This is a genomic window from Mixta sp. Marseille-Q2659, from assembly GCF_940807255.1.
In the GTDB taxonomy this organism is placed as follows: Bacteria; Pseudomonadota; Gammaproteobacteria; order Enterobacterales; family Enterobacteriaceae; genus Mixta.
Map to the genome: position 1 here is coordinate 37,794 of NZ_CALNWY010000006.1, position 18,010 is coordinate 55,803.

At 55.1% G+C, this 18,010-nt stretch carries 20 protein-coding genes; 4 read left to right on the top strand and 16 right to left on the bottom strand.

Going from position 1 to position 18,010, the window contains the following annotated elements; translation table 11 throughout:
* Positions 1-48: 48 nt before the first annotated feature.
* On the top strand, positions 49-672 hold the full coding sequence (rhtB, locus tag P3C52_RS06355; RefSeq protein WP_275554338.1) for a homoserine/homoserine lactone efflux protein: 624 nt from the start codon (positions 49-51) through the stop codon (positions 670-672).
* A 237-nt stretch (positions 673-909) separates the two neighbouring features.
* Here rhtB and rhtC read toward each other — a convergent pair whose 3' ends face one another.
* From rhtC to pldA, 3 genes are all read right to left on the bottom strand, one after another.
* Positions 910-1,539, bottom strand: a complete 630-nt coding sequence (gene rhtC, locus P3C52_RS06360) for a threonine export protein RhtC (protein ID WP_275554339.1) — start codon at positions 1,537-1,539, stop codon at positions 910-912.
* Positions 1,540-1,677: 138 nt separating this feature from the next.
* A complete protein-coding gene (gene recQ, locus P3C52_RS06365) occupies positions 1,678-3,504 on the bottom strand; it encodes an ATP-dependent DNA helicase RecQ (protein ID WP_275554340.1) in 1,827 nt (608 codons plus the stop codon).
* A gap of 94 nt (positions 3,505-3,598) precedes the next feature.
* Positions 3,599-4,477: a phospholipase A gene (gene pldA / locus P3C52_RS06370; RefSeq protein WP_275554341.1), complete on the bottom strand. Its 879-nt coding sequence runs from the start codon at positions 4,475-4,477 to the stop codon at positions 3,599-3,601.
* A 189-nt stretch (positions 4,478-4,666) separates the two neighbouring features.
* Here pldA and P3C52_RS06375 point away from each other — a divergent pair, with 189 nt between their 5' ends.
* The gene (locus tag P3C52_RS06375) at positions 4,667-5,137 is read left to right on the top strand and encodes a thioesterase family protein (protein WP_275554342.1); all 471 of its coding nucleotides are present in this window, start codon (positions 4,667-4,669) and stop codon (positions 5,135-5,137) included.
* A gap of 58 nt (positions 5,138-5,195) precedes the next feature.
* Entirely contained in the window at positions 5,196-6,095 is a 900-nt protein-coding gene (rarD, locus tag P3C52_RS06380; protein WP_275554343.1) for an EamA family transporter RarD, read from the top strand.
* Here the strand turns inward: rarD and P3C52_RS06385 are convergent.
* The 8 genes from P3C52_RS06385 to P3C52_RS06420 form a co-directional block, all read right to left on the bottom strand.
* A complete protein-coding gene (locus tag P3C52_RS06385) occupies positions 6,075-7,121 on the bottom strand; it encodes an AbrB family transcriptional regulator (protein WP_275554344.1) in 1,047 nt (348 codons plus the stop codon). The two genes, rarD and P3C52_RS06385, sit on opposite strands and share 21 nt — an antisense overlap.
* A gap of 97 nt (positions 7,122-7,218) precedes the next feature.
* Positions 7,219-8,172 carry a magnesium/cobalt transporter CorA gene (gene corA / locus P3C52_RS06390; RefSeq protein ID WP_275554345.1) on the bottom strand — a complete coding sequence of 318 codons (954 nt, stop codon included), beginning with the start codon at positions 8,170-8,172 and terminating at the stop codon, positions 7,219-7,221.
* Positions 8,173-8,555: 383 nt separating this feature from the next.
* A complete protein-coding gene (gene uvrD / locus P3C52_RS06395; protein ID WP_275554456.1) occupies positions 8,556-10,718 on the bottom strand; it encodes a DNA helicase II in 2,163 nt (720 codons plus the stop codon).
* Between the two features lie 58 nt (positions 10,719-10,776).
* A complete protein-coding gene (gene yigB, locus P3C52_RS06400; RefSeq protein ID WP_275554346.1) occupies positions 10,777-11,493 on the bottom strand; it encodes a 5-amino-6-(5-phospho-D-ribitylamino)uracil phosphatase YigB in 717 nt (238 codons plus the stop codon).
* Positions 11,493-12,401: a tyrosine recombinase XerC gene (xerC, locus tag P3C52_RS06405; RefSeq protein WP_275554347.1), complete on the bottom strand. Its 909-nt coding sequence runs from the start codon at positions 12,399-12,401 to the stop codon at positions 11,493-11,495. Before xerC ends, yigB begins: the two co-directional genes overlap by 1 nt.
* The gene (locus tag P3C52_RS06410; protein WP_275554348.1) at positions 12,398-13,099 is read right to left on the bottom strand and encodes a DUF484 domain-containing protein; all 702 of its coding nucleotides are present in this window, start codon (positions 13,097-13,099) and stop codon (positions 12,398-12,400) included. The genes xerC and P3C52_RS06410 overlap by 4 nt, the downstream gene beginning before the upstream one ends.
* Positions 13,096-13,920 (bottom strand): diaminopimelate epimerase, encoded by an 825-nt coding sequence (gene dapF, locus P3C52_RS06415; RefSeq protein ID WP_275554457.1) that lies wholly within the window; start codon positions 13,918-13,920, stop codon positions 13,096-13,098. Before dapF ends, P3C52_RS06410 begins: the two co-directional genes overlap by 4 nt.
* A 29-nt stretch (positions 13,921-13,949) precedes the next feature.
* A complete protein-coding gene (locus P3C52_RS06420) occupies positions 13,950-14,162 on the bottom strand; it encodes a lipoprotein (protein ID WP_275554349.1) in 213 nt (70 codons plus the stop codon).
* Positions 14,163-14,329: 167 nt separating this feature from the next.
* Here P3C52_RS06420 and cyaY point away from each other — a divergent pair, with 167 nt between their 5' ends.
* Positions 14,330-14,650 (top strand): iron donor protein CyaY, encoded by a 321-nt coding sequence (gene cyaY, locus P3C52_RS06425; RefSeq protein WP_275554350.1) that lies wholly within the window; start codon positions 14,330-14,332, stop codon positions 14,648-14,650.
* Between the two features lie 95 nt (positions 14,651-14,745).
* Here cyaY and P3C52_RS06430 read toward each other — a convergent pair whose 3' ends face one another.
* From P3C52_RS06430 to P3C52_RS06450, 5 genes are all read right to left on the bottom strand, one after another.
* A complete protein-coding gene (locus P3C52_RS06430; protein WP_275554351.1) occupies positions 14,746-14,952 on the bottom strand; it encodes a DUF4926 domain-containing protein in 207 nt (68 codons plus the stop codon).
* A gap of 10 nt (positions 14,953-14,962) precedes the next feature.
* Positions 14,963-16,066: a DUF6883 domain-containing protein gene (locus P3C52_RS06435; RefSeq protein ID WP_275554352.1), complete on the bottom strand. Its 1,104-nt coding sequence runs from the start codon at positions 16,064-16,066 to the stop codon at positions 14,963-14,965.
* 308 nt (positions 16,067-16,374) lie between these two features.
* On the bottom strand, positions 16,375-16,794 hold the full coding sequence (locus tag P3C52_RS06440) for a hypothetical protein (RefSeq protein ID WP_275554353.1): 420 nt from the start codon (positions 16,792-16,794) through the stop codon (positions 16,375-16,377).
* A 95-nt stretch (positions 16,795-16,889) separates the two neighbouring features.
* Complete coding sequence (locus P3C52_RS06445) at positions 16,890-17,213, bottom strand: hypothetical protein (protein WP_275554354.1); 324 nt, start codon at positions 17,211-17,213, stop codon at positions 16,890-16,892.
* 100 nt (positions 17,214-17,313) lie between these two features.
* Complete coding sequence (locus P3C52_RS06450) at positions 17,314-17,994, bottom strand: hypothetical protein (protein WP_275554355.1); 681 nt, start codon at positions 17,992-17,994, stop codon at positions 17,314-17,316.
* Between the last annotated feature and the right edge of the window lie 16 nt (positions 17,995-18,010).

Here is an 18,010-nt window from a genome sequence, read left to right on the forward strand (position 1 = left end):
GCAATGGCGTATTGTGGCACAATTCTGCGCAATCAGGGAGCGTTACCCATGACTATCGAATGGTGGCTGACTTATCTGTTAACCACCGTGATCCTTAGCCTGTCGCCCGGTTCCGGGGCGATAAATACTATGAGTACCAGTATTAGCCACGGTTATCGGGGCGCCGCAGCGTCGATCGTCGGCCTACAGGTGGGATTGAGTACGCATATTGTTTTGGTCGGCATTGGACTGGGCGCGTTGTTTTCCCGTTCGCTGTTGGCATTTGAGGTTTTAAAGTGGGCGGGCGCGGCCTATTTGGTTTGGCTGGGTATTCAGCAGTGGCGCGCAGCCGGCGCGATTAATCTGGATGCGGTGTCGCGCGCTATGCCGCGTCGGCATTTGTTTCAGCGCGCCCTGCTGGTGAATTTGACCAATCCCAAGAGCATTGTTTTTCTCGCCGCGCTGTTTCCGCAATTTATTATTCCGCATCATCCCCAGGCTGTGCAGTATCTGGTGCTGGGCGTGACAACGGTGGTGGTCGATATCATCGTAATGATTGGTTATGCCATGCTGGCGCGGCGGATAGGCGTCTGGATTAAAGGCCCGCATCAGATGAAGCTGTTGAATCGTGTGTTTGGCGGGCTGTTTGTTGCCGTTGGCGCGCTGTTGGCTTCGGCAAGGCGGATGGCGTAGGAAGATTTTGTGGCGGCCGGGCGTTTGGTGGTTTGGTTCCGGTCAGCGGCAGAGGGTTCAGCGATCTACTTCCGCTCAGCGGCAGATAGTTTGGTGGTCTGCTTCCGTTCAGCATAATGGCAAGTAAACCAGGCCGTACCTGTTCGCTCACGGCCAGCGCGCAGCGCCTGGGCGTATATAATACGTGAGGAAGCGAGTACTGCCCGGTCAGCAAATGGCAAGTAAATCAGGCCGCACTCAACGGGAGAGGATCAGATGGATGCCGAAGCCGGCGAACAGCACCCCCGCCATGCCGTCGATCCATTTCGCCATGCGCTGATACTTACGGCGCACCCATGGCAGCGCAAACACAGCAGCCACCAGCGTAAACCAGGCAAAAGTTTCGCAGAGGATCAGTACGAACAGACCCCAGCGCGCGCCGGCGGATACGTCATCGCCGACAAACAGTGAAAAGACGCTGCCGAAATAGATGACTGCTTTAGGATTGGAAAGATTGGTTAACAGGCCTTTCAGGAAGCTGTGTCCTTTTTTTGCCAGCTCGACATTCGCTTCGGCATTTTCTCCGGCTGGTTGACGATGCTGCTGACGCGCAGATCGCATGAGCTGCCAACCCAGCCAGGTGAGATAGAGCCCGCCGCAAACCATAATCACTTCATGTAGCCAGGCCATCTTTTGCAGAATCAGATGCAATCCCATCAGCGCGACGCCAGCCCACACCATGACGCCCAGCGTAATACCCAGTACGCCCAGCATCGCCTCTTTACGGGAGCGGCTGGCAGCCGTTTGCGAAACAAAAAAGAAGTCGGGGCCGGGGCTCATCAGCGCAACTAAATGCACCACAGCAACGGTGAGAAAAAGCGCGAGCATAACAATATCCTTGCCGAAAAAGTAAACGGGACGGCCTTTTCGGCTATCCCGCAGAAAAGATGATTATTGCGCTAAATTCTTTTCGGTTCACCTGTTATCTGTGGCGATTATTTCATGTTGCAAAGACGCCTCTGCGCGTTACTCTTCGCCGTCCACATGCTCGCGAATCATTACCAGAAAAGGCTTGCCAAAACGCTCCAGCTTACGATGACCGACGCCGTTGACGCTGAGCATGTCCGAGGCAGTGAGCGGCATTTGCTCTGCCATTTCAATCAGCGTGGCATCGTTAAACACCACGTAAGGTGGAATATTCTCTTCGTCGGCAATGGCTTTGCGCAGCTTACGCAGTTTCGCGAACAGTTTACGATCGTAGTTGCCGCCGTAGCTTTTCTGGTTGTTATATTTCGGTTTGGCGGTAATCAAACGCGGTACGGCGAGCATCAACGGCGCTTCGCCGCGCAGAATCGGCCTTGCCGCTTCGGTCAGCTGCAGCGCCGAGTGCAGCGTAATGTTTTGCGTCACCAGCCCCAGATGAATCAACTGGCGCAGCACGCTGACCCAATGCTCATGGCTTTGCTCACGACCAATGCCGTAAACCGGCAGTTTGTCATGACCCTGATCGCGGATGCGCTGGTTGCTGGCGCCGCGCAGCACTTCCACCACGTAGCCCATGCCAAAGCGTTGGCCAACGCGATAAATGGTTGATAATGCTTTTTGCGCCTCAACCAGACCATCGTAGCGCCGGGGCGGATCGAGGCAAATATCGCAGTTGCCGCACGGCTGCTGGCGGCCTTCGCCGAAATAGTTCAGCAGAACCAGACGACGACAGGTTTGCGCTTCGGCAAAAGCGCCCATCGCATTGAGCTTGTGACGTTCAATATCCTGCAGCGGGCCGGGCGCTTTCTCTTCCAGGCAACGCCGCAGCCAGGCCATATCTGCCGGATCGTAAAGCAGCATCGCTTCGGCAGGAAGACCGTCGCGCCCGGCGCGGCCTGTTTCCTGGTAATAGGATTCAATATTGCGTGGAATATCGAAATGCACCACAAAGCGCACGTTGGGTTTGTTGATACCCATACCAAAGGCGACGGTAGCGACCACGATTTGCAGATCGTCGCGCTGGAAGGCTTCCTGCACCTGCGCGCGATGCGCGTTATCCATGCCGGCATGATAGGCGCCGACGCTCAGGCCGCGGCTTTGCAGGCGCGCAGCGGTGTCTTCCACCTTGGCGCGGCTGTTGCAGTAAATAATGCCGCTTTTGCCGCGCTGATCCTGGACATAACGCAGCAGCTGTTCGGTCGGCTTAAACTTTTCCACCAGCATGTAGCGGATATTAGGCCGGTCAAAGCTGCTGATCTGAATCAGCGGATCGTCAAGCTGGAGCAGGCGAACAATATCGTTACGCGTGGTTTCATCGGCGGTAGCGGTTAACGCCATCACCGGCAATGTCGGGAAACGCTGGCGCAGCTGGCCCAGTGCGCCATATTCCGGCCGGAAGTCGTGACCCCACTGCGAAATACAGTGCGCCTCATCCACCGCCAGCATCGCCGGGTTCCAGTGCGTCAGGCTGTCGAGGAAGTTATCCATCATCAGGCGTTCCGGTGCGATATAGAGCAAACGCACCTCACCGCTGCGGCATCCCGCCATCACGGCCTGCTGCTCTTCACGCGTTTGCGAGGAGTTAAGGCACGCCGCCGCCACGCCGTTCGCCAGCAGCTGATCAACCTGATCCTTCATCAGCGAGATCAGCGGCGAGACGACGAGCGTCAGGCCGTCGCGCACCAGCGCCGGAATTTGATAACAGAGCGATTTTCCGCCGCCGGTGGGCATCACCACCAGACAATCCCGGCCGCTCAGCGACGCCTGAATGATGGTTTGCTGACCGGGGCGAAACTGCTGGTAGCCGAAGGTATCGCGTAATACCTGTTCAGCCAGCGTTTCGTGATTGATTACTGCCGCCGTAGACACGTCTTCCCCGTATTGCACTGCATTAAGCTATTTTGACGGGCGGCGAACCGCCCGAAGAGAGTGTTGCTGTGTGGCAAGCCCCAACGGGCCTGAGTCAGAACAGATCGTTTAAGGTTACGCCCACGCCAACGCGCGTCTGGCGATGGTTATAGTCGATTAACGATTCACCGTAGCCGCTAAATACCTGGGTATAAAAGCGTACATGTTCGGTAATCGGATAGCTCCAGCCCAGCTCCGCGCCGCCGTAACCGGTATTCCAGTTATAGTTGCCCTGAATGCTGAAAATGCTGTTGCCCGCCTGGTAACCTAATTTTGCGCGATAGTAACCCATGTATTTCGTAATGTCAGGGTTATCGTCGCTGCTTTCGCTTTCCGACAAACGGAACCAGGGCTTGATTTCCGCCATAAAGTTGCCGTTTTGCGCCATTAAACGCGCATAAACGCGGTTCCAGCTGCGCGAGGTCGGATCGGAGCGGCCATTCGACTGGTGATTTAAGCCCAGTTCCACATCACGCAGCGTCCAACCAGCAAAGGAGTAATCCGTAGCCCATCCGAGAAAAATTTGTGGTTCGTAGTTGGTTTCACGGAACGGCGACGATTCGCCACGGTTAGAAAGCTGCCACCAGGAACGCTGCGTATAAGACACGCCCAGCACTGAGTTATCACCGGCAATGCCGCGCCATAAAGGAAACGCCAGGCTAATCTGGAATTTTACCTCATCCTTTTTCGCATTATCAGACCAGTTATAAGATTCGATCGCTTCTTTATTGAGATCGCTGGTCAGCGTATAAAGCAGATAGTTGCTTTCATAGGGATAAAGGACGAACGGGTTATCGTGCTTTTCCAGTAAGTTAGCGATGATACTGCCGCGTACCGCTGGCGCATCATGAACATCCCTGATAGTGGCTTCGTTAGCCTGCGCAAAAGCGGGCAATAACAGAGCCGCTGCAACTAATCCTCTTAGCATACGCATAGTATTCTCCGGTGAAGCGCTGAGTGCCATTCAAAAGGCCATTAAATAAAAAAACAGGCCATTCTACACACAATTACCAGATGAAATCAGCGCTGTTTTCTGAAAGTGGAAAGCACATTCCTGCCAGCATAAAATACACAATTTGTTAACATGCCTGCCCGTGTGATTCAGGCTCAGGAAAATCCTTTTATGTCAGTGACTCAGTTAAATCCGGCGGCGGCGCGCGAGCTGATCGGCGAGATATTTGTTTATCACATGCCTTTTAATCAGGCATTAGGCCTGGAGCTAAAACGGCTGGAGGGCGACTATGCCGAGCTGCGCTTTACCAATAAAACCATGTTGGTCGGCAATGCGGCGCAGCAGATTTTGCACGGCGGCGTAATCGCGTCGGTGCTGGACGTGGCAGCTGGCCTGGTTTGCGTCAGCAGTTCGCTGACGCGGCAGGAACATATTACCGAGCAGGAGTTGCGGCAGCGCCTGTCGCGGATGGGAACCATTGATTTACGAGTGGATTATCTGCGGCCCGGACGCGGCGAGCATTTTATTGCGTCCAGCAGCCTGCTGCGCGCCGGGAATAAAATTTCCGTTGCGCGCGTGGAGTTACACAACGATGCGGGCGTGCATATCGCCAGCGCTACCGCAACCTATCTGGTGGGTTAATTTTACCCTTGCGGCTGATTTTCCTTTACACTGCCGCCTTTTAATTGGGAATACGGTGATGGATACACAACAAACGCGCCAGGGCATTTTCTGCGCGCTGGGCGCCTATTTTATCTGGGGCATCGCGCCGGCCTATTTCAAACTGATTCAGCAGGTCGCGCCGGGCGAGATTATGACGCACCGCGTGATTTGGTCTGCGCTGTTTATGTTGATTCTAATCTCCGTCAGCCGTAGCTGGCAGCGGGTCAAAACGGTAATCCATCAGCCGAAAAAGGTACTGCTGCTGGCGGTCTCCGCCACGCTGGTCGGCGGCAACTGGCTGCTGTTTATCTGGGCGGTGAATAACCATCATATGCTGGAAGCGAGCCTGGGTTACTTTATTAACCCGCTGCTTAACGTCGTTATAGGTATGCTGTTTCTTGGCGAGCGCTTTCGACGCATGCAATGGCTGGCGGTCGCGCTGGCGGCCTGCGGCGTGCTGGTGCAGCTGTGGAAATTTGGTTCGCTGCCGATTATCGCGCTGGGCCTGGCGCTGAGCTTCTCGCTGTATGGGCTGACGCGGAAGAAAATCGCAGTAGATGCGCAGAGCGGCATGTTGATTGAAACACTGTGGCTGTTTCCGCTGGCGTCGATTTATCTGTTTGGCATCGCCGACAGCGCGACCAGCCATCTCAGCAATAATGCAACTTCGCTCAACCTGCTGCTGATCGCCGCCGGAATTGTTACCACCATTCCACTGATGCTGTTCACCGCAGCGGCGACGCGCCTGCGCCTTTCAACGCTGGGTTTTTTCCAGTATCTGGGGCCAACGCTGATGTTCCTGCTGGCGGTGCTGTTTTATGGCGAGACGATGACGCCCGATAAAGCGATCACCTTCGGCTTTATCTGGCTGGCGCTGGCGTTGTTTATCGTTGACGCCCTTTATACGCTGCGCCGCTCAGGCGCGCGCAAAGCGTGAGATAAAGCGCGCCATCGCCGGGCCGGTTAGCAAAATAGTAAACAGGCGCAGCGTTTGCAGCGCCATCACAAACGCAATGTCGACGCGGCTCCCCGCCGCGATAATTGCCACGGTATCCAGCCCGCCAGGGCTGGTTGCCAGGTAGGCCGTCAGCAGATCAACATCCAGCAGTTTGGTCAGTATCCACGCCATGCCCCCGCACAGCAGCATCAGCCCAATAATTGACGCCAGCATCTGCGGCAAGGTGCGCAACGCCAGCCGGAATATCGGCCGCGTAAAGCGTAATCCGACCGTCCAGCCGATTAAGGCGTAGGCGGCGGCAAGCAGCCACTCCGGCACCTGTAGCTCCACCGTTCCGCTGCTTTGCAGGACCGCACCAGCCAGCGCCGGAATCAGCAATGCGCCAGCGGGAATGCGAAAGCGCTGTCCAAGCCAGGCGCCCAGCAACATAATCCCCAGCGTAATGACAAAACGCATATCGAGCGCCGGAAACCACACCTGCGGCGCTGCGCTTTGCGCCTCATCGCCTAAGCCAATGCGCGCCACCATCGCCGCGGCAGTCGCCACAAACAGCACGCGCAGATATTGCATAAAGGCCACCAGCCGCGCATCGGCGCCGTAATCGGCAGCCATCGCCACCATTGCCGACGCGCCGCCGGGCGACGATCCCCACGCGCCGGTCGGCCCCGGCAGATCGCTGTAGCGCACCAGCAGAAAGCCGGACAGGCCGCTGGCCGCCATCGTCATCAGCAGCACCGCCAGCACAATTGGCCAGTCGGCAATTAGCGGATCGATAACCGAGGGCGAGAGGCTTTGCGCAATCATGCAGCCCAGCACCGCCTGGCAGAGGATAAACAGTCGCTTATCAATGCGTAACGTGGCGCCCATCAGGCCCATCACCACGCCGACAATCATCGGCCCCAGCAGCAGGGCAGCCGGCACGTGAAAATATTGCAGAACAAAACCCAACAGCAGCGAGACGCCGAGAAGTATGGCCCACTGCTGCGTACGCGAGCGTTTTTCCATAGAGGGTGAGGATTAGATTTGAAAAATATAAGGTTACGCACAACCCGCCGCGAATGCCAGCGGCGGGAAGCCGGAATCTCATTCCGGCCCGCGTGCGTTACAGCCAGTTTTTGCGCTTGAAGTAGAGGTAGGGCGCCAGTCCGGCCAGGATCATCAGGCCGATGGCGGCAGGATAACCAAAGCTCCATTTCAGCTCCGGCATAAATTCAAAGTTCATCCCGTAGCTGGACGCCACCAGCGTGGGCGGCAGGAACACCACCGATACCACCGAGAAAATTTTAATGATGCGGTTCTGCTCGATATTGATAAAGCCCATCGCCGCCTGCATCAGGAAGTTAACCTTCTGGAACAGCGATTCATTGTGCGGCAGCAGGGATTCAATATCGCGCAGGATTTCCCGCGCCTGCTCCAGCTGGTTGTTCGGCAGGCGCGCCTTACGCACCAGGAAATTGAGCGCACGCTGAGTATCCATCAGGCACAAACGCACTTTCCAGCCAATATCCTCCAGCTCCGCCAGCGTAGAGAGCGCCTGATCGAACTCATCGCCCTGCTTCCCTTCCATAATGACCCGGCTCAGCTTTTCCAGATCGCTGTAGATGTTTTCGATTTCATCTGCCAGCTGTTCGATTTTGGTTTCGAACAGATCCAGCAGCAGCTCATAAGCGTTGCCGTCAATCAGCGTCTGGCTGCGCGCGCGCATACGGTAAAGACGAAACGCCGGCAGCTCGCGCTCGCGCAGCGTGTAAAGGCGGCCTTCGCGTATGGTAAACGCAACGGTGGCGTTACCGGCGTGGTCTTTGGCATCTTCATAGAAAAAGAAGGAGTGGATATGCAGGCCATCTTCGTCTTCAAAGAAACGCGCGGACGCCTCGATATCCTCCAGCTCTGGACGCGTCGCCAGGCTTTGGCCCAGTTCGTTTTGCACGCGATTGCGTTCTGCTTCTTCAGGTTCGATTAAATCGACCCAAACTGAAGAGACCAAATCTTCCGGCGTATCTTCCAGCTCCAGACGTGTAAGGCGGCTGTGATCCAGTTTAAAAGCGCTCAGCATAGCAGTACTCCCAATGAGTCATTCAAACGGGACAATACGCCGGAACACGGAGACTTAAATTTCAGTCAGTAGTAAACGCTAACTCATGCGACGGGAAATGCGGTCGCTGACAACCACAAAGGCTATCAGCATAAGAGGATGGCCTTAGGGGTTGTACCTGTTGATAAGGTGGATGAGCCAGCATCGACTGGGAGCGTCCAAGGCGAAAGTCCTCTTAGGGTGATGGTGCGCGCATGTTACGCTGAGACGAAAAAGGCGTCAAGCGAAGCAGGACGCTGTCGCTGTCGCGCTTTTTATCGATGAGAACGGTAACTAAAAAGAGGATAAAACCCCGCCCGGCCTGCTGCGGTCCGGGCGAGACAACATGACTTTTAGGGTACCACTCAGACCGCTTCCAGCCGCGCATAGGCGGCGACCAGCCACTTAATTCCCTGCCCCTGGAATGCCACCTGTAGACGGCTGTGATCGCCGCTGCCTTCCAAATTGATAATGGTGCCCTCGCCAAATTTGGCGTGGCGTACACGCTGGCCCAGCGTAAAACCGCTGTCGTTTTGCGCTACCGGCGTGCCCATCCGCTGATGGCTGACCGGACGGCTGATGCTGGCGCGCAGGCGCACTTCATCCACGCACTCCTCCGGCAGTTCGCCGATAAAGCGCGACGGCCGATGGTAAACCTCTTTTCCGTACAGACGGCGCGTTTCCGCATAGGTCAATGTCAGCTTTTTCATCGCACGCGTGACGCCGACATAGGCGAGACGGCGCTCCTCTTCCAGCCTGCCGCCTTCATCCAGCGCCATCTGGCTGGGGAACATCCCCTCTTCCATGCCGACGATAAAGACCTGGCTGAACTCCAGACCTTTGGCGGCGTGCATGGTCATCAGCTGGGCGGCATCCTGCCATTTATCGGCCTGACCTTCGCCCGCCTCCAGCGCCGCATGCGAAAGGAACGCCTGCAACGGCATCAGATCTTCGTCTTCGTCCTGATAGCTGTACTGACGCGTGGCGTTCACCAGCTCTTCTAAGTTTTCGATACGCGCCTGGCCTTTCTCGCCTTTTTCCTGTTCGTACATCAGCCAGAGGCCGGAATCTTTGATCACCCGGTCGGTTTGGATATGCAGCGGCAGCTCTGCGGTTTCCTGCGCCAGCGAATCCACCAGTTCGGTAAAGCGTTGCAGCGCCGCAGCGGCGCGTCCGGCCAGCGCCCGCTCCTGCAACAACTCACGGCTGGCCTGCCACAGCGTCAGCTGACGATCGCGCGAGGCCTGACGCACCACATCCAGCGTGCGATCGCCGATGCCGCGCGTTGGCGTATTTACCACGCGCTCAAAGGCGGCGTCATCATTGCGGTTGGCGATCAGGCGCAGATAGGCCAGCGCATCTTTGATTTCCTGACGCTCGAAGAAGCGCATGCCGCCATAAATACGATATGGCATGCTGGCCTGCAGCAGCGCCTCTTCCAGCACGCGCGACTGGGCGTTGCTGCGATAGAGAATGGCGCAGTCGCTAAGTGCGCCGCCGTTCTCCTGCCAGACCTTAATACGGTTGACGACAAAGCGCGCTTCATCCAGCTCGTTAAAGGCGCAGTAGAGAGAAATCGGCTCGCCGTCGCTGCCATCGGTCCACAGCTCTTTCCCCAGACGCCCGTTGTTATTGGCGATCAGGGCGTTGGCCGCCTTCAGAATGTTATTGGTGGAGCGATAGTTTTGCTCCAGACGAATAGTTTCCGCGCCGCGAAAATCGTTCAGGAAGCGCTGGATATTTTCCACCTGCGCGCCGCGCCAGCCGTAAATCGACTGGTCATCGTCACCCACGATCATTACCCGGCTGCTGTCGCCAGCCAGCAGCCGAATCCAGGCGTACTGAATATTGTTGGTGTCCTGGAACTCATCCACCATGATGTTGGTGAAGCGTTCGCGATAATGGTTAAGAATGTGCGGTTTATTCAGCCACAGCTCATGGGCGCGTAGCAGCAGCTCGGCAAAATCGACCAGTCCGGCGCGGTCGCAGGACTCCTGATAGGCTTGATATATACGCAGCCAGGTTTGCTCAACCGGATTGCCGTAGCTTTCAATGTGCTGCGGTCGCAGACCTTCATCTTTTTTGCCGTTGATGTACCACATCGCCTGACGCGGCGGCCACTGCTTCTCATCGAGATTCATCGCCTTGATCAGGCGCTTCAGCAGACGCAGCTGATCTTCGCTGTCGAGAATCTGAAAGTCCTGCGGCAGGCGCGCATCCAGGTGATGGGCGCGCAACAGGCGATGCGCCAGCCCGTGGAAGGTGCCAATCCACATGCCGCCCTGACTGGTGCCGATCAGCTGTTCAATACGATGGCGCATCTCCGCCGCCGCTTTGTTGGTAAAGGTGACCGCCATAATCGAATAAGGCGAGCAGTTCTCTACCGTCAGCAGCCAGGCGATGCGATGCACCAGCACGCGCGTCTTACCGCTGCCCGCGCCCGCCAACACCAGCAGGTTATTGCGGGGAGCCGCTACGGCCTCGCGCTGTTTATCATTCAGGCTGTCAAGCAGGTCAGAAACGTCCATAAGCACCGTCATTCAGGAGAAACTATCCAGTAAGGTTACTGGATATTTGTACAGAAGATTATATCAGCGCAGTCAGCGATGCCAACTGCGTAATTTCCACGTGCGGCAGCAGCCGCGCATCGTCAATCTGCATCAGGTTACCCTCACGCAGGTTAATCCAGCAGGCCTGCATGCCGCAGCGTAGCGCGCCAGCCACGTCGGTCGTCAGATCGTCGCCTACATGCAGAATATTTTCCAGCGGCAGATCTAACCGCTGTGCCGCCAGATGATACATATCCTGGTACGGCTTTGCGCGTCCGTGCGGGCCCGCACGCAGCACAAACTGGAAATAGCTGTCGAGGCCGAACAGATGCGGTTCGGCGTTGCCGTTGGTGATCGCCACCAGCGGCACCCGCTCCGCCAGCGCCGCCAGCGCCACATGCGTTTCCGGCGCTACGGTCACCTGGCTGCGCCAGTGGGCGAATACGGCCATCACCTTCTCCGCTCCTTCCTGTGCTTCAGCAGGCGAAAGGCCAACTTCCAGCATCGCCTGCTCTACGGTGCGGCGGCGCCATTCGGTCACGTCGTGGTAAATGTCCGGTTCCTGCGCCAGCAGGCGGTCGCGCAACTGCTGGTAAGCTTCTACCGAGAAATCGTGCAGATCGGGATGATAAGACTGTAAAAAACGATGAGATTCCGCCGTGGTTTTGCGGATCACCGGATGGTTGTCATACAGCGTGTCATCCAGATCGAAGGTGATCGCTTTGATCGGCTTCAGCCGACGATAAAAATACATCAGGATTTTCCTCGTTTGGCGCGCGGATGCGCCCCATCATACACCGATGCCAGGTGCTGGAAGTCGAGGTGGGTATAGATTTGCGTGGTCGAAAGACTGGCATGGCCCAGCAGCTCCTGCACCGCGCGCAGATCGCCGCTCGATTCCAGCATATGGGTGGCAAAAGAGTGGCGCAGTTTATGGGGATGAACGTGGCTGCTAACGCCCTGCTTAACGCCCCATTCGGCAAAGCGTTTTTGCACATTGCGCACTGAAATACGCTTGCCCTCTTTCGAGATAAACAGCGCGTCGCTCTCTGGCGCATAAAGTTCGCGCAGCGCCAGCCACTTCTCGATCCACTCAACCGCCGTGCGACCGATGGGCAGACGGCGCTCTTTACTGCCTTTGCCGGTTACCCAGACTTCGCCCGCTTCTAAATCGAGGTGGCGCAAATCGATACCGACCAGTTCGGAAAGACGCAGCCCGGCGCCGTACATCACTTCCATCATCGTGCGGTCGCGCACCGCCAGCGGATCGCGCTCGTCGATTGCCAGCAGCTGGTTAACCTCATCGACATCGATATTTTTCGGCAGGTGACGCGGCGCGCGCGGCGTGGCGATACCTTTCGCCGGATTCGCCTTCAGCGCGCCCTGGCTGACCAGCCAGTCTAAAAAACTGCGCAGTGCCGAGAGCCGCAGCGCCAGGCTGGCGGGCTGCAAACCGGCGCGGCGGCCTTTGGCCGCCAGCGAACGCACATGCGCCGGCTCCAGCTGCGCCCAGTCGCTGATTTTCATCTCGCTGGCCTGCTCCATCAGCACCGCCAGCTGACGCCCATAGTTTTCATGCGTTAACGGGCTAAGCTGACGCTCGACTTTCAGATAACGCAGAAAGCCCTCGACGGCGGCCTGTAGCGGCATGATGTCACTCATGCGCGCGCCACCCAACGGTTTAGCAGTTCCGGCAGCATCAGCGCCAGATAATGCAGCAGCAGCGTACCCTGTCCGGGCTGATAGTGATGCGTATCGCGGCTGCTGAACATCAGTATGCCCAGTTCGCCGCGCTCACCGAACAGCGACATCGCCACCGACCCGACCGACCGCGCCTGCGGCAACAGAAGCAACAGTTCCGGGCCGTTAAGGCTGCCGAGATAGTGTTGCTCTTTGCCCAGCCGCTGAATGCGTACCGGCTCAAAAGCCTGACGCGACAGCGCCAGTTGGGTAAAGCTGGACGGCGCGCCGAGCTGCCAGCGATCGCTGAACAGCCGTACATCGGCACCGGCCAGACCTAAATCGCGCGCCCAGCGCTGCAGACGATTAAGCATCTCCTGGAGCGACGGCGCAGAGGCGAGATGGCCCTGAAGATTCAGCAGGCGATCAAATAGTTGATGATTAGCGGACGCCTGCTCCATCAGTTGGGTAATTTCATCTTCCAGCTGCTGGATATGGTTGCGCTGGCGCGCCATATGCCATTCCACCAGCGATACCGTGCCGCGTACCGGATGCGGCACCGCCATCTGTTCTACCTGGCGGGCGTTACGAATAAAAAAATCTGGGTTGTGCCGCAGATAATCACATACTGCTTCGTCGTCCAGCATCAGCGCGCTGGCTGTCTCTCCGACATTTTTCATAAATGAATAAATCCATCATAAACGTGCGTAGCCGGGCCGGTCATAAAGAGCGGATGTCCCGGCCCTTTCCAGGCGATATGCAGCGCGCCACCTGGTAAATCGACGCGAACTTTTTCCGCCAGCAAACCCTGCTGGATACCGCTGGCGACCGCCGCGCAGGCGCCGCTACCGCATGCCTGTGTTTCTCCGGCCCCGCGCTCATAAACGCGCAGGCGAATATGTTCCGGATTCACCACTTCCATAAAGCCGACGTTAACCCGCTCCGGGAAACGCTCATGGCTCTCCAGCAGCGGGCCCAGGGTTTCAACCGCGGCGGTTTTGATATTCGCTACCTGAATAACGCAGTGAGGGTTGCCCATAGAGACCACGCCAAACATCAGGGTTTGCTCGGCAACGCGCAGCAGATAGAGGTTTTCCGCCTTGTTGGCGCGAAACGGCACCTGCTGCGGTTCAAAATTAGGTTCGCCCATATTCACGCGCACCTGCTCATCGCTGGTGACGCTTAACACCATACGTCCGGTCTGCGTGCTGACGCGAATATCGCTTTTGTTGGTCAGACCTTTCAGGCGCACAAAGCGGGCAAAGCAGCGCGCGCCGTTGCCGCACTGCGCCACTTCGCTGCCGTCAGCGTTAAAGATACGATAATGAAAATCGAGATCGGGATCGTAAGGCGGCTCGACGATCAACAGCTGATCGAAACCTACGCCCAGATGACGATCCGCCAGGCGGCGGATCAGCTCCGGCGAGAAATAGACGTTTTGCGTAACGGCATCAACAACCATAAAGTCATTGCCGAGACCGTGCATTTTAGAGAACTGCATTTTCTGCTCCGCCGGCTGGGCCATCATAATTATTGCGTCACGTGACTGTCCGCATCCGGGCTGGCCAGAATGCTGTCTTGTTGACCTTCCGGCTGGGTTGCCGTGGAAGCAGGCGTAGTCTCCTGCGGCGAACTCTGTTTCGGCTTATCCTGCGGCGGAAAATAGAGCGGTCCTTTTAGTCCGCAACCCGCCAGGCTGGTCAGCGCCAGCATGATTGCCAGCCGACAAAGGGTTTTATTCATAGTATTCCTGCTTATGATTGATGCGTTTTCCTGGTTGCTTATCATCGCAGTTGATCCTGGAAAAGCAACAGGAAAAGGTAACCTGGTGTGCGGGATCTCACTCTTATCGGAGGATGTTGCAAAGGCTTCCTTCGCGTTATACTCAGCCAAAACATAAAGGACATCCTATGAAAGACAGTGAATTTCACCAGTTGGCTGACAGCCTGATGTTAAGGCTGGAAGAGCAACTCGACGCCTACGATGGCGACAGCGATATCGATTATGAAACCCAGGCCGGGATCATGACGCTGAGTTTTGAAAACGGCAGCAAAATTATTATCAATCGTCAGGAGCCGCTGCATCAGATTTGGCTGGCGACCAAAGGCGGTGGTTACCATTTCGATTACCAAAACGGCCAGTGGATCTGCAATCGCAGCGGCGCCGAGTTTTGGCAGCTGCTGGCGGATGCCTGTAGCGCGCAGTCGGGTGAAAAGATGGCGTTTCGTTAACTGTCAAACCGCGCTTTTCCTGAAGCGAGTGAAACGCAAAGCGCCTGTGGGGCTTTGCGCTATAACGGCGTGATGGTAAATCGCATCTCCCGCAATTATTCTGGCGGGATATAATCCGTTATTTGCTCAGGTAAAAGATCAGGCATCGCAACAGTTCGCCCTTTATCATCAACAAATTCAACCATATAGGCCAGATTGGGTTTTTCATGTATGAATACGATGGCACCCACCATGCCTTTAGTTAACCCTTCATCCGGCAAATCTTCCGCTAACACAACCACTTCAAACTCTTCTCTTCTCATGGTCTGTATCTCACTTAACAAAAATCGTCGTCATACGTGGAACGACGGCATCAGGTTCATATATCCAACCGCTGCGCACTATCACGGTCTTACCGTTAGCGCCTAATAGCGGCATGTCGACGGCCATTCGCTGTCCGTGTTGGTTTGCGTCCAAAACTTTAGCTGGGGCGGTTAATATGCCCTTTTGGACTCTACCCGCTAACACGTCTATATTTGTCGGGCTATAACCCAGCGCCGACTGGAATACTCTGGCCTTATGCCCTCCGATTGGGTGGGTAGCATCTAAAGAGTAAGTGGATAGTTTTCTGTAATCCACCACGGCGTGTTCGGCATTGAGTAATGTCCCTGACGCTGAGGTAAACCCCTTTAAAGCAGGAGATTCAAAGGTTGGGATTTTGCTTAATGACGATAATTCTTTCAGTTCTCCAGTAACGTTAACTCTTCCCATCGTCAGCCCGGCGGCTACTGATGCGGCGGTAATCAGCAATCCCTTGTTATCCATAACCTGATCGTAGCCCGCTGGCGCATCGCCGCCCAGCTGCTGTGCGGTCTGACGGAATCCCTCAATGTTGCCGTTGTAAATACCGCCTGCCGCCAGCAGTCTCCCGGCAGCTTTACTGTTAATCGTTTTGGCTGCCTGAGCGTGCTGTACTGGCTCACCGGAAGGGCGAAATCTCTCGGTTGGCGCGGGTTTTCTGCCGTTCTGGTTATTGATTGCTCTCTGAAATGCTCTTTGGAAATCACTGACAACCCAACAAAAGGGATCCACGTTATCAAAAATGAGCTTGCTGTCAGCATCGATATGAAAAGGGTTTACGGTGTCATCCCAGTATTCGTCTGTGTCCAGGCCAATTATCCAGCCTTCCATCAGGTTCATTTCCAGATCGTCATAAACCGGATCGTAGACTGTACGGTCTGCCCTTGTGTAAGGCTTGTCTTTCGGAATGCTCAGTTTTCTGGGAACTTCACCTAACGGCGGGTATATGTAGTTTCTGTAGTCCAGGTCATAACTTACAGTCGCTTTTTCCAGAGCAGCTTCCGGTGTCAGTATGTACTGGAAATCTTCGGGAGACAGCTCCCGTTCCAGTTCCCACAGCGTGTAGAGCCTGAGCATCAGACGTCCTTTTCATCCATATGTTCTGCATGGATATTCTGCTTTTTTGCTTATTACTCAATCGTTGACGCAAAAAAAGCCTAATACCCCATGGTGGGGACACCAGAAAACGGGAGTAAAGCGATCTGTTCCGAAAGGCACAGAGATCGCTTAAAGATCGCAGTAGGTTTATGGAGAAGAGGGATAAAAGCAGAGCCCGCAGGCTTAGTACATCTGAAAGCGCTGCGGATAATCGTTGCTGTTGCTGTCCGGCATTTAGTTGAGTGTCAGGCTGATGTTTGCCAAAAGCCAGGCTGCATGCAAAGCCCCTATGGGGCTTTATTCTGGAAAGTATATTTCGTTAACTGAATGGCCTGCTGCTCTTTGCTTTGCCGTATATAAAATTTAGTTTTCAGCGTATCCTCTCTTTCCCAATGCCCGCCCCACTCACCATCAGAGACATAATGATATCCTAAAGCCGTCAGATAGTTTTCTAACGCGGCTGTTTCCGTTGCGCTATTAAAGACAATAGCGCTCATTTCTGGAGAAGGACCATCCATCATCCCAAAGAGAAAGTAATAATCATCCGAAGTACGCGGCGCATTTTTGATCTCTTTATCAACGAAAGAGTAATAAAGCCACCAGTCGCTCTGTTTAAAACCGGCGCTTTTTTCTGCTATGCCCATCATTTTACAATCGGCTAAAACCAGGGCGATAAACATCACCACTGTTATCCCCAGCGTCCGCATGAATCATTTCATTTTTTCGTTAACTTTCACATCCGACAATAATCTGCGCTCCGACATCAATACGACGGACAATAAATCGGCTGTAGAGCTTTGCCCTATAAAGTATATTTTGTTAAAAAGATCATACGTCTTTCTTTATCCTGCCAGAGATAAAACTCAGGAATCGGCCAGTCTTCTTTTTCCCAGCGGTCTCCGTACTCATCGGTGGTGACATAATGGTAACCCAGAGTAGTCAGATAGCTCTCCAGCGCGGCCGTTTCCGTTGCGTCAAGATACACAATACCGCTGATTTCAGGCGAAGGGCCGTCCAGCCTGCGAAAACGAAAGTAGTAATCAGCCGAAATACGCGGCGCATTTTTAATATCTTCATCGACGAAAAAGTGATAGGGGCCCCACTCGCTTTGTTTGAAACCGGACATCCGCTCTGCGTCGTTTATCCATTTTTCTTCAATAAAAAAAACGACGGCAACGATAAAAAATAGCAGCCCCAATATTCGCCAGATCCATTTCATTCGATGTCTACTCCCATTTAGCTGTCACCTGCACTCCGGCATCGATACGCCGGACAATATCAGAATCAAACCGGGTAAACGGATCAATCGACATCATAAAATTCGGCAACCTGCCTTTATAAGGAACATGAGGAATGTGTTTATCAGCCGGGTCCGGGAACAGCAGCGGAATAAAACCCCTGTTTTTAAAACTGCCCAGCGCGCCATAGTAATCCCAGCGCCTGAGCGCCGCCTCTTTGCTGACTATTTTCAGCCACGGCCAGTAGTTTTGCGGTCGCACAACTTTATAAAACCCCAGCAGATCGGAAACCAGATCCTCAGCGCTAAAGCCGCTGTCAGTGTACCAGCTAAAAAAGGGCATCGACTGCCAGTTTTCAAACGCAATCGCCGTTTCCATCATCAGCGCCAGCGTAATGCTGTGTCTTTCCGATAATGAACGCCCTCGTTTGATATTCCAACGCGAGCAGCGACCGGTACTAAACCGCAACTTTTGCATAGTTTGTTGATACTCAACCAGATAGTAAGGCTGCCCGCTGACCTCGCCTCTTTGCATTTGTTCAAGACAATTTGTTATATCATCCCCGCGCGCATGGCCTAAATCTATCCAGCCCAACACTTCTGAATAAATCAGGCCGCGGTCTTTTTTCCCCGATGCCCAGGGATCAATAATCTCTTCCCGTTTGCTCATTGCCGCCCCTGCTGAT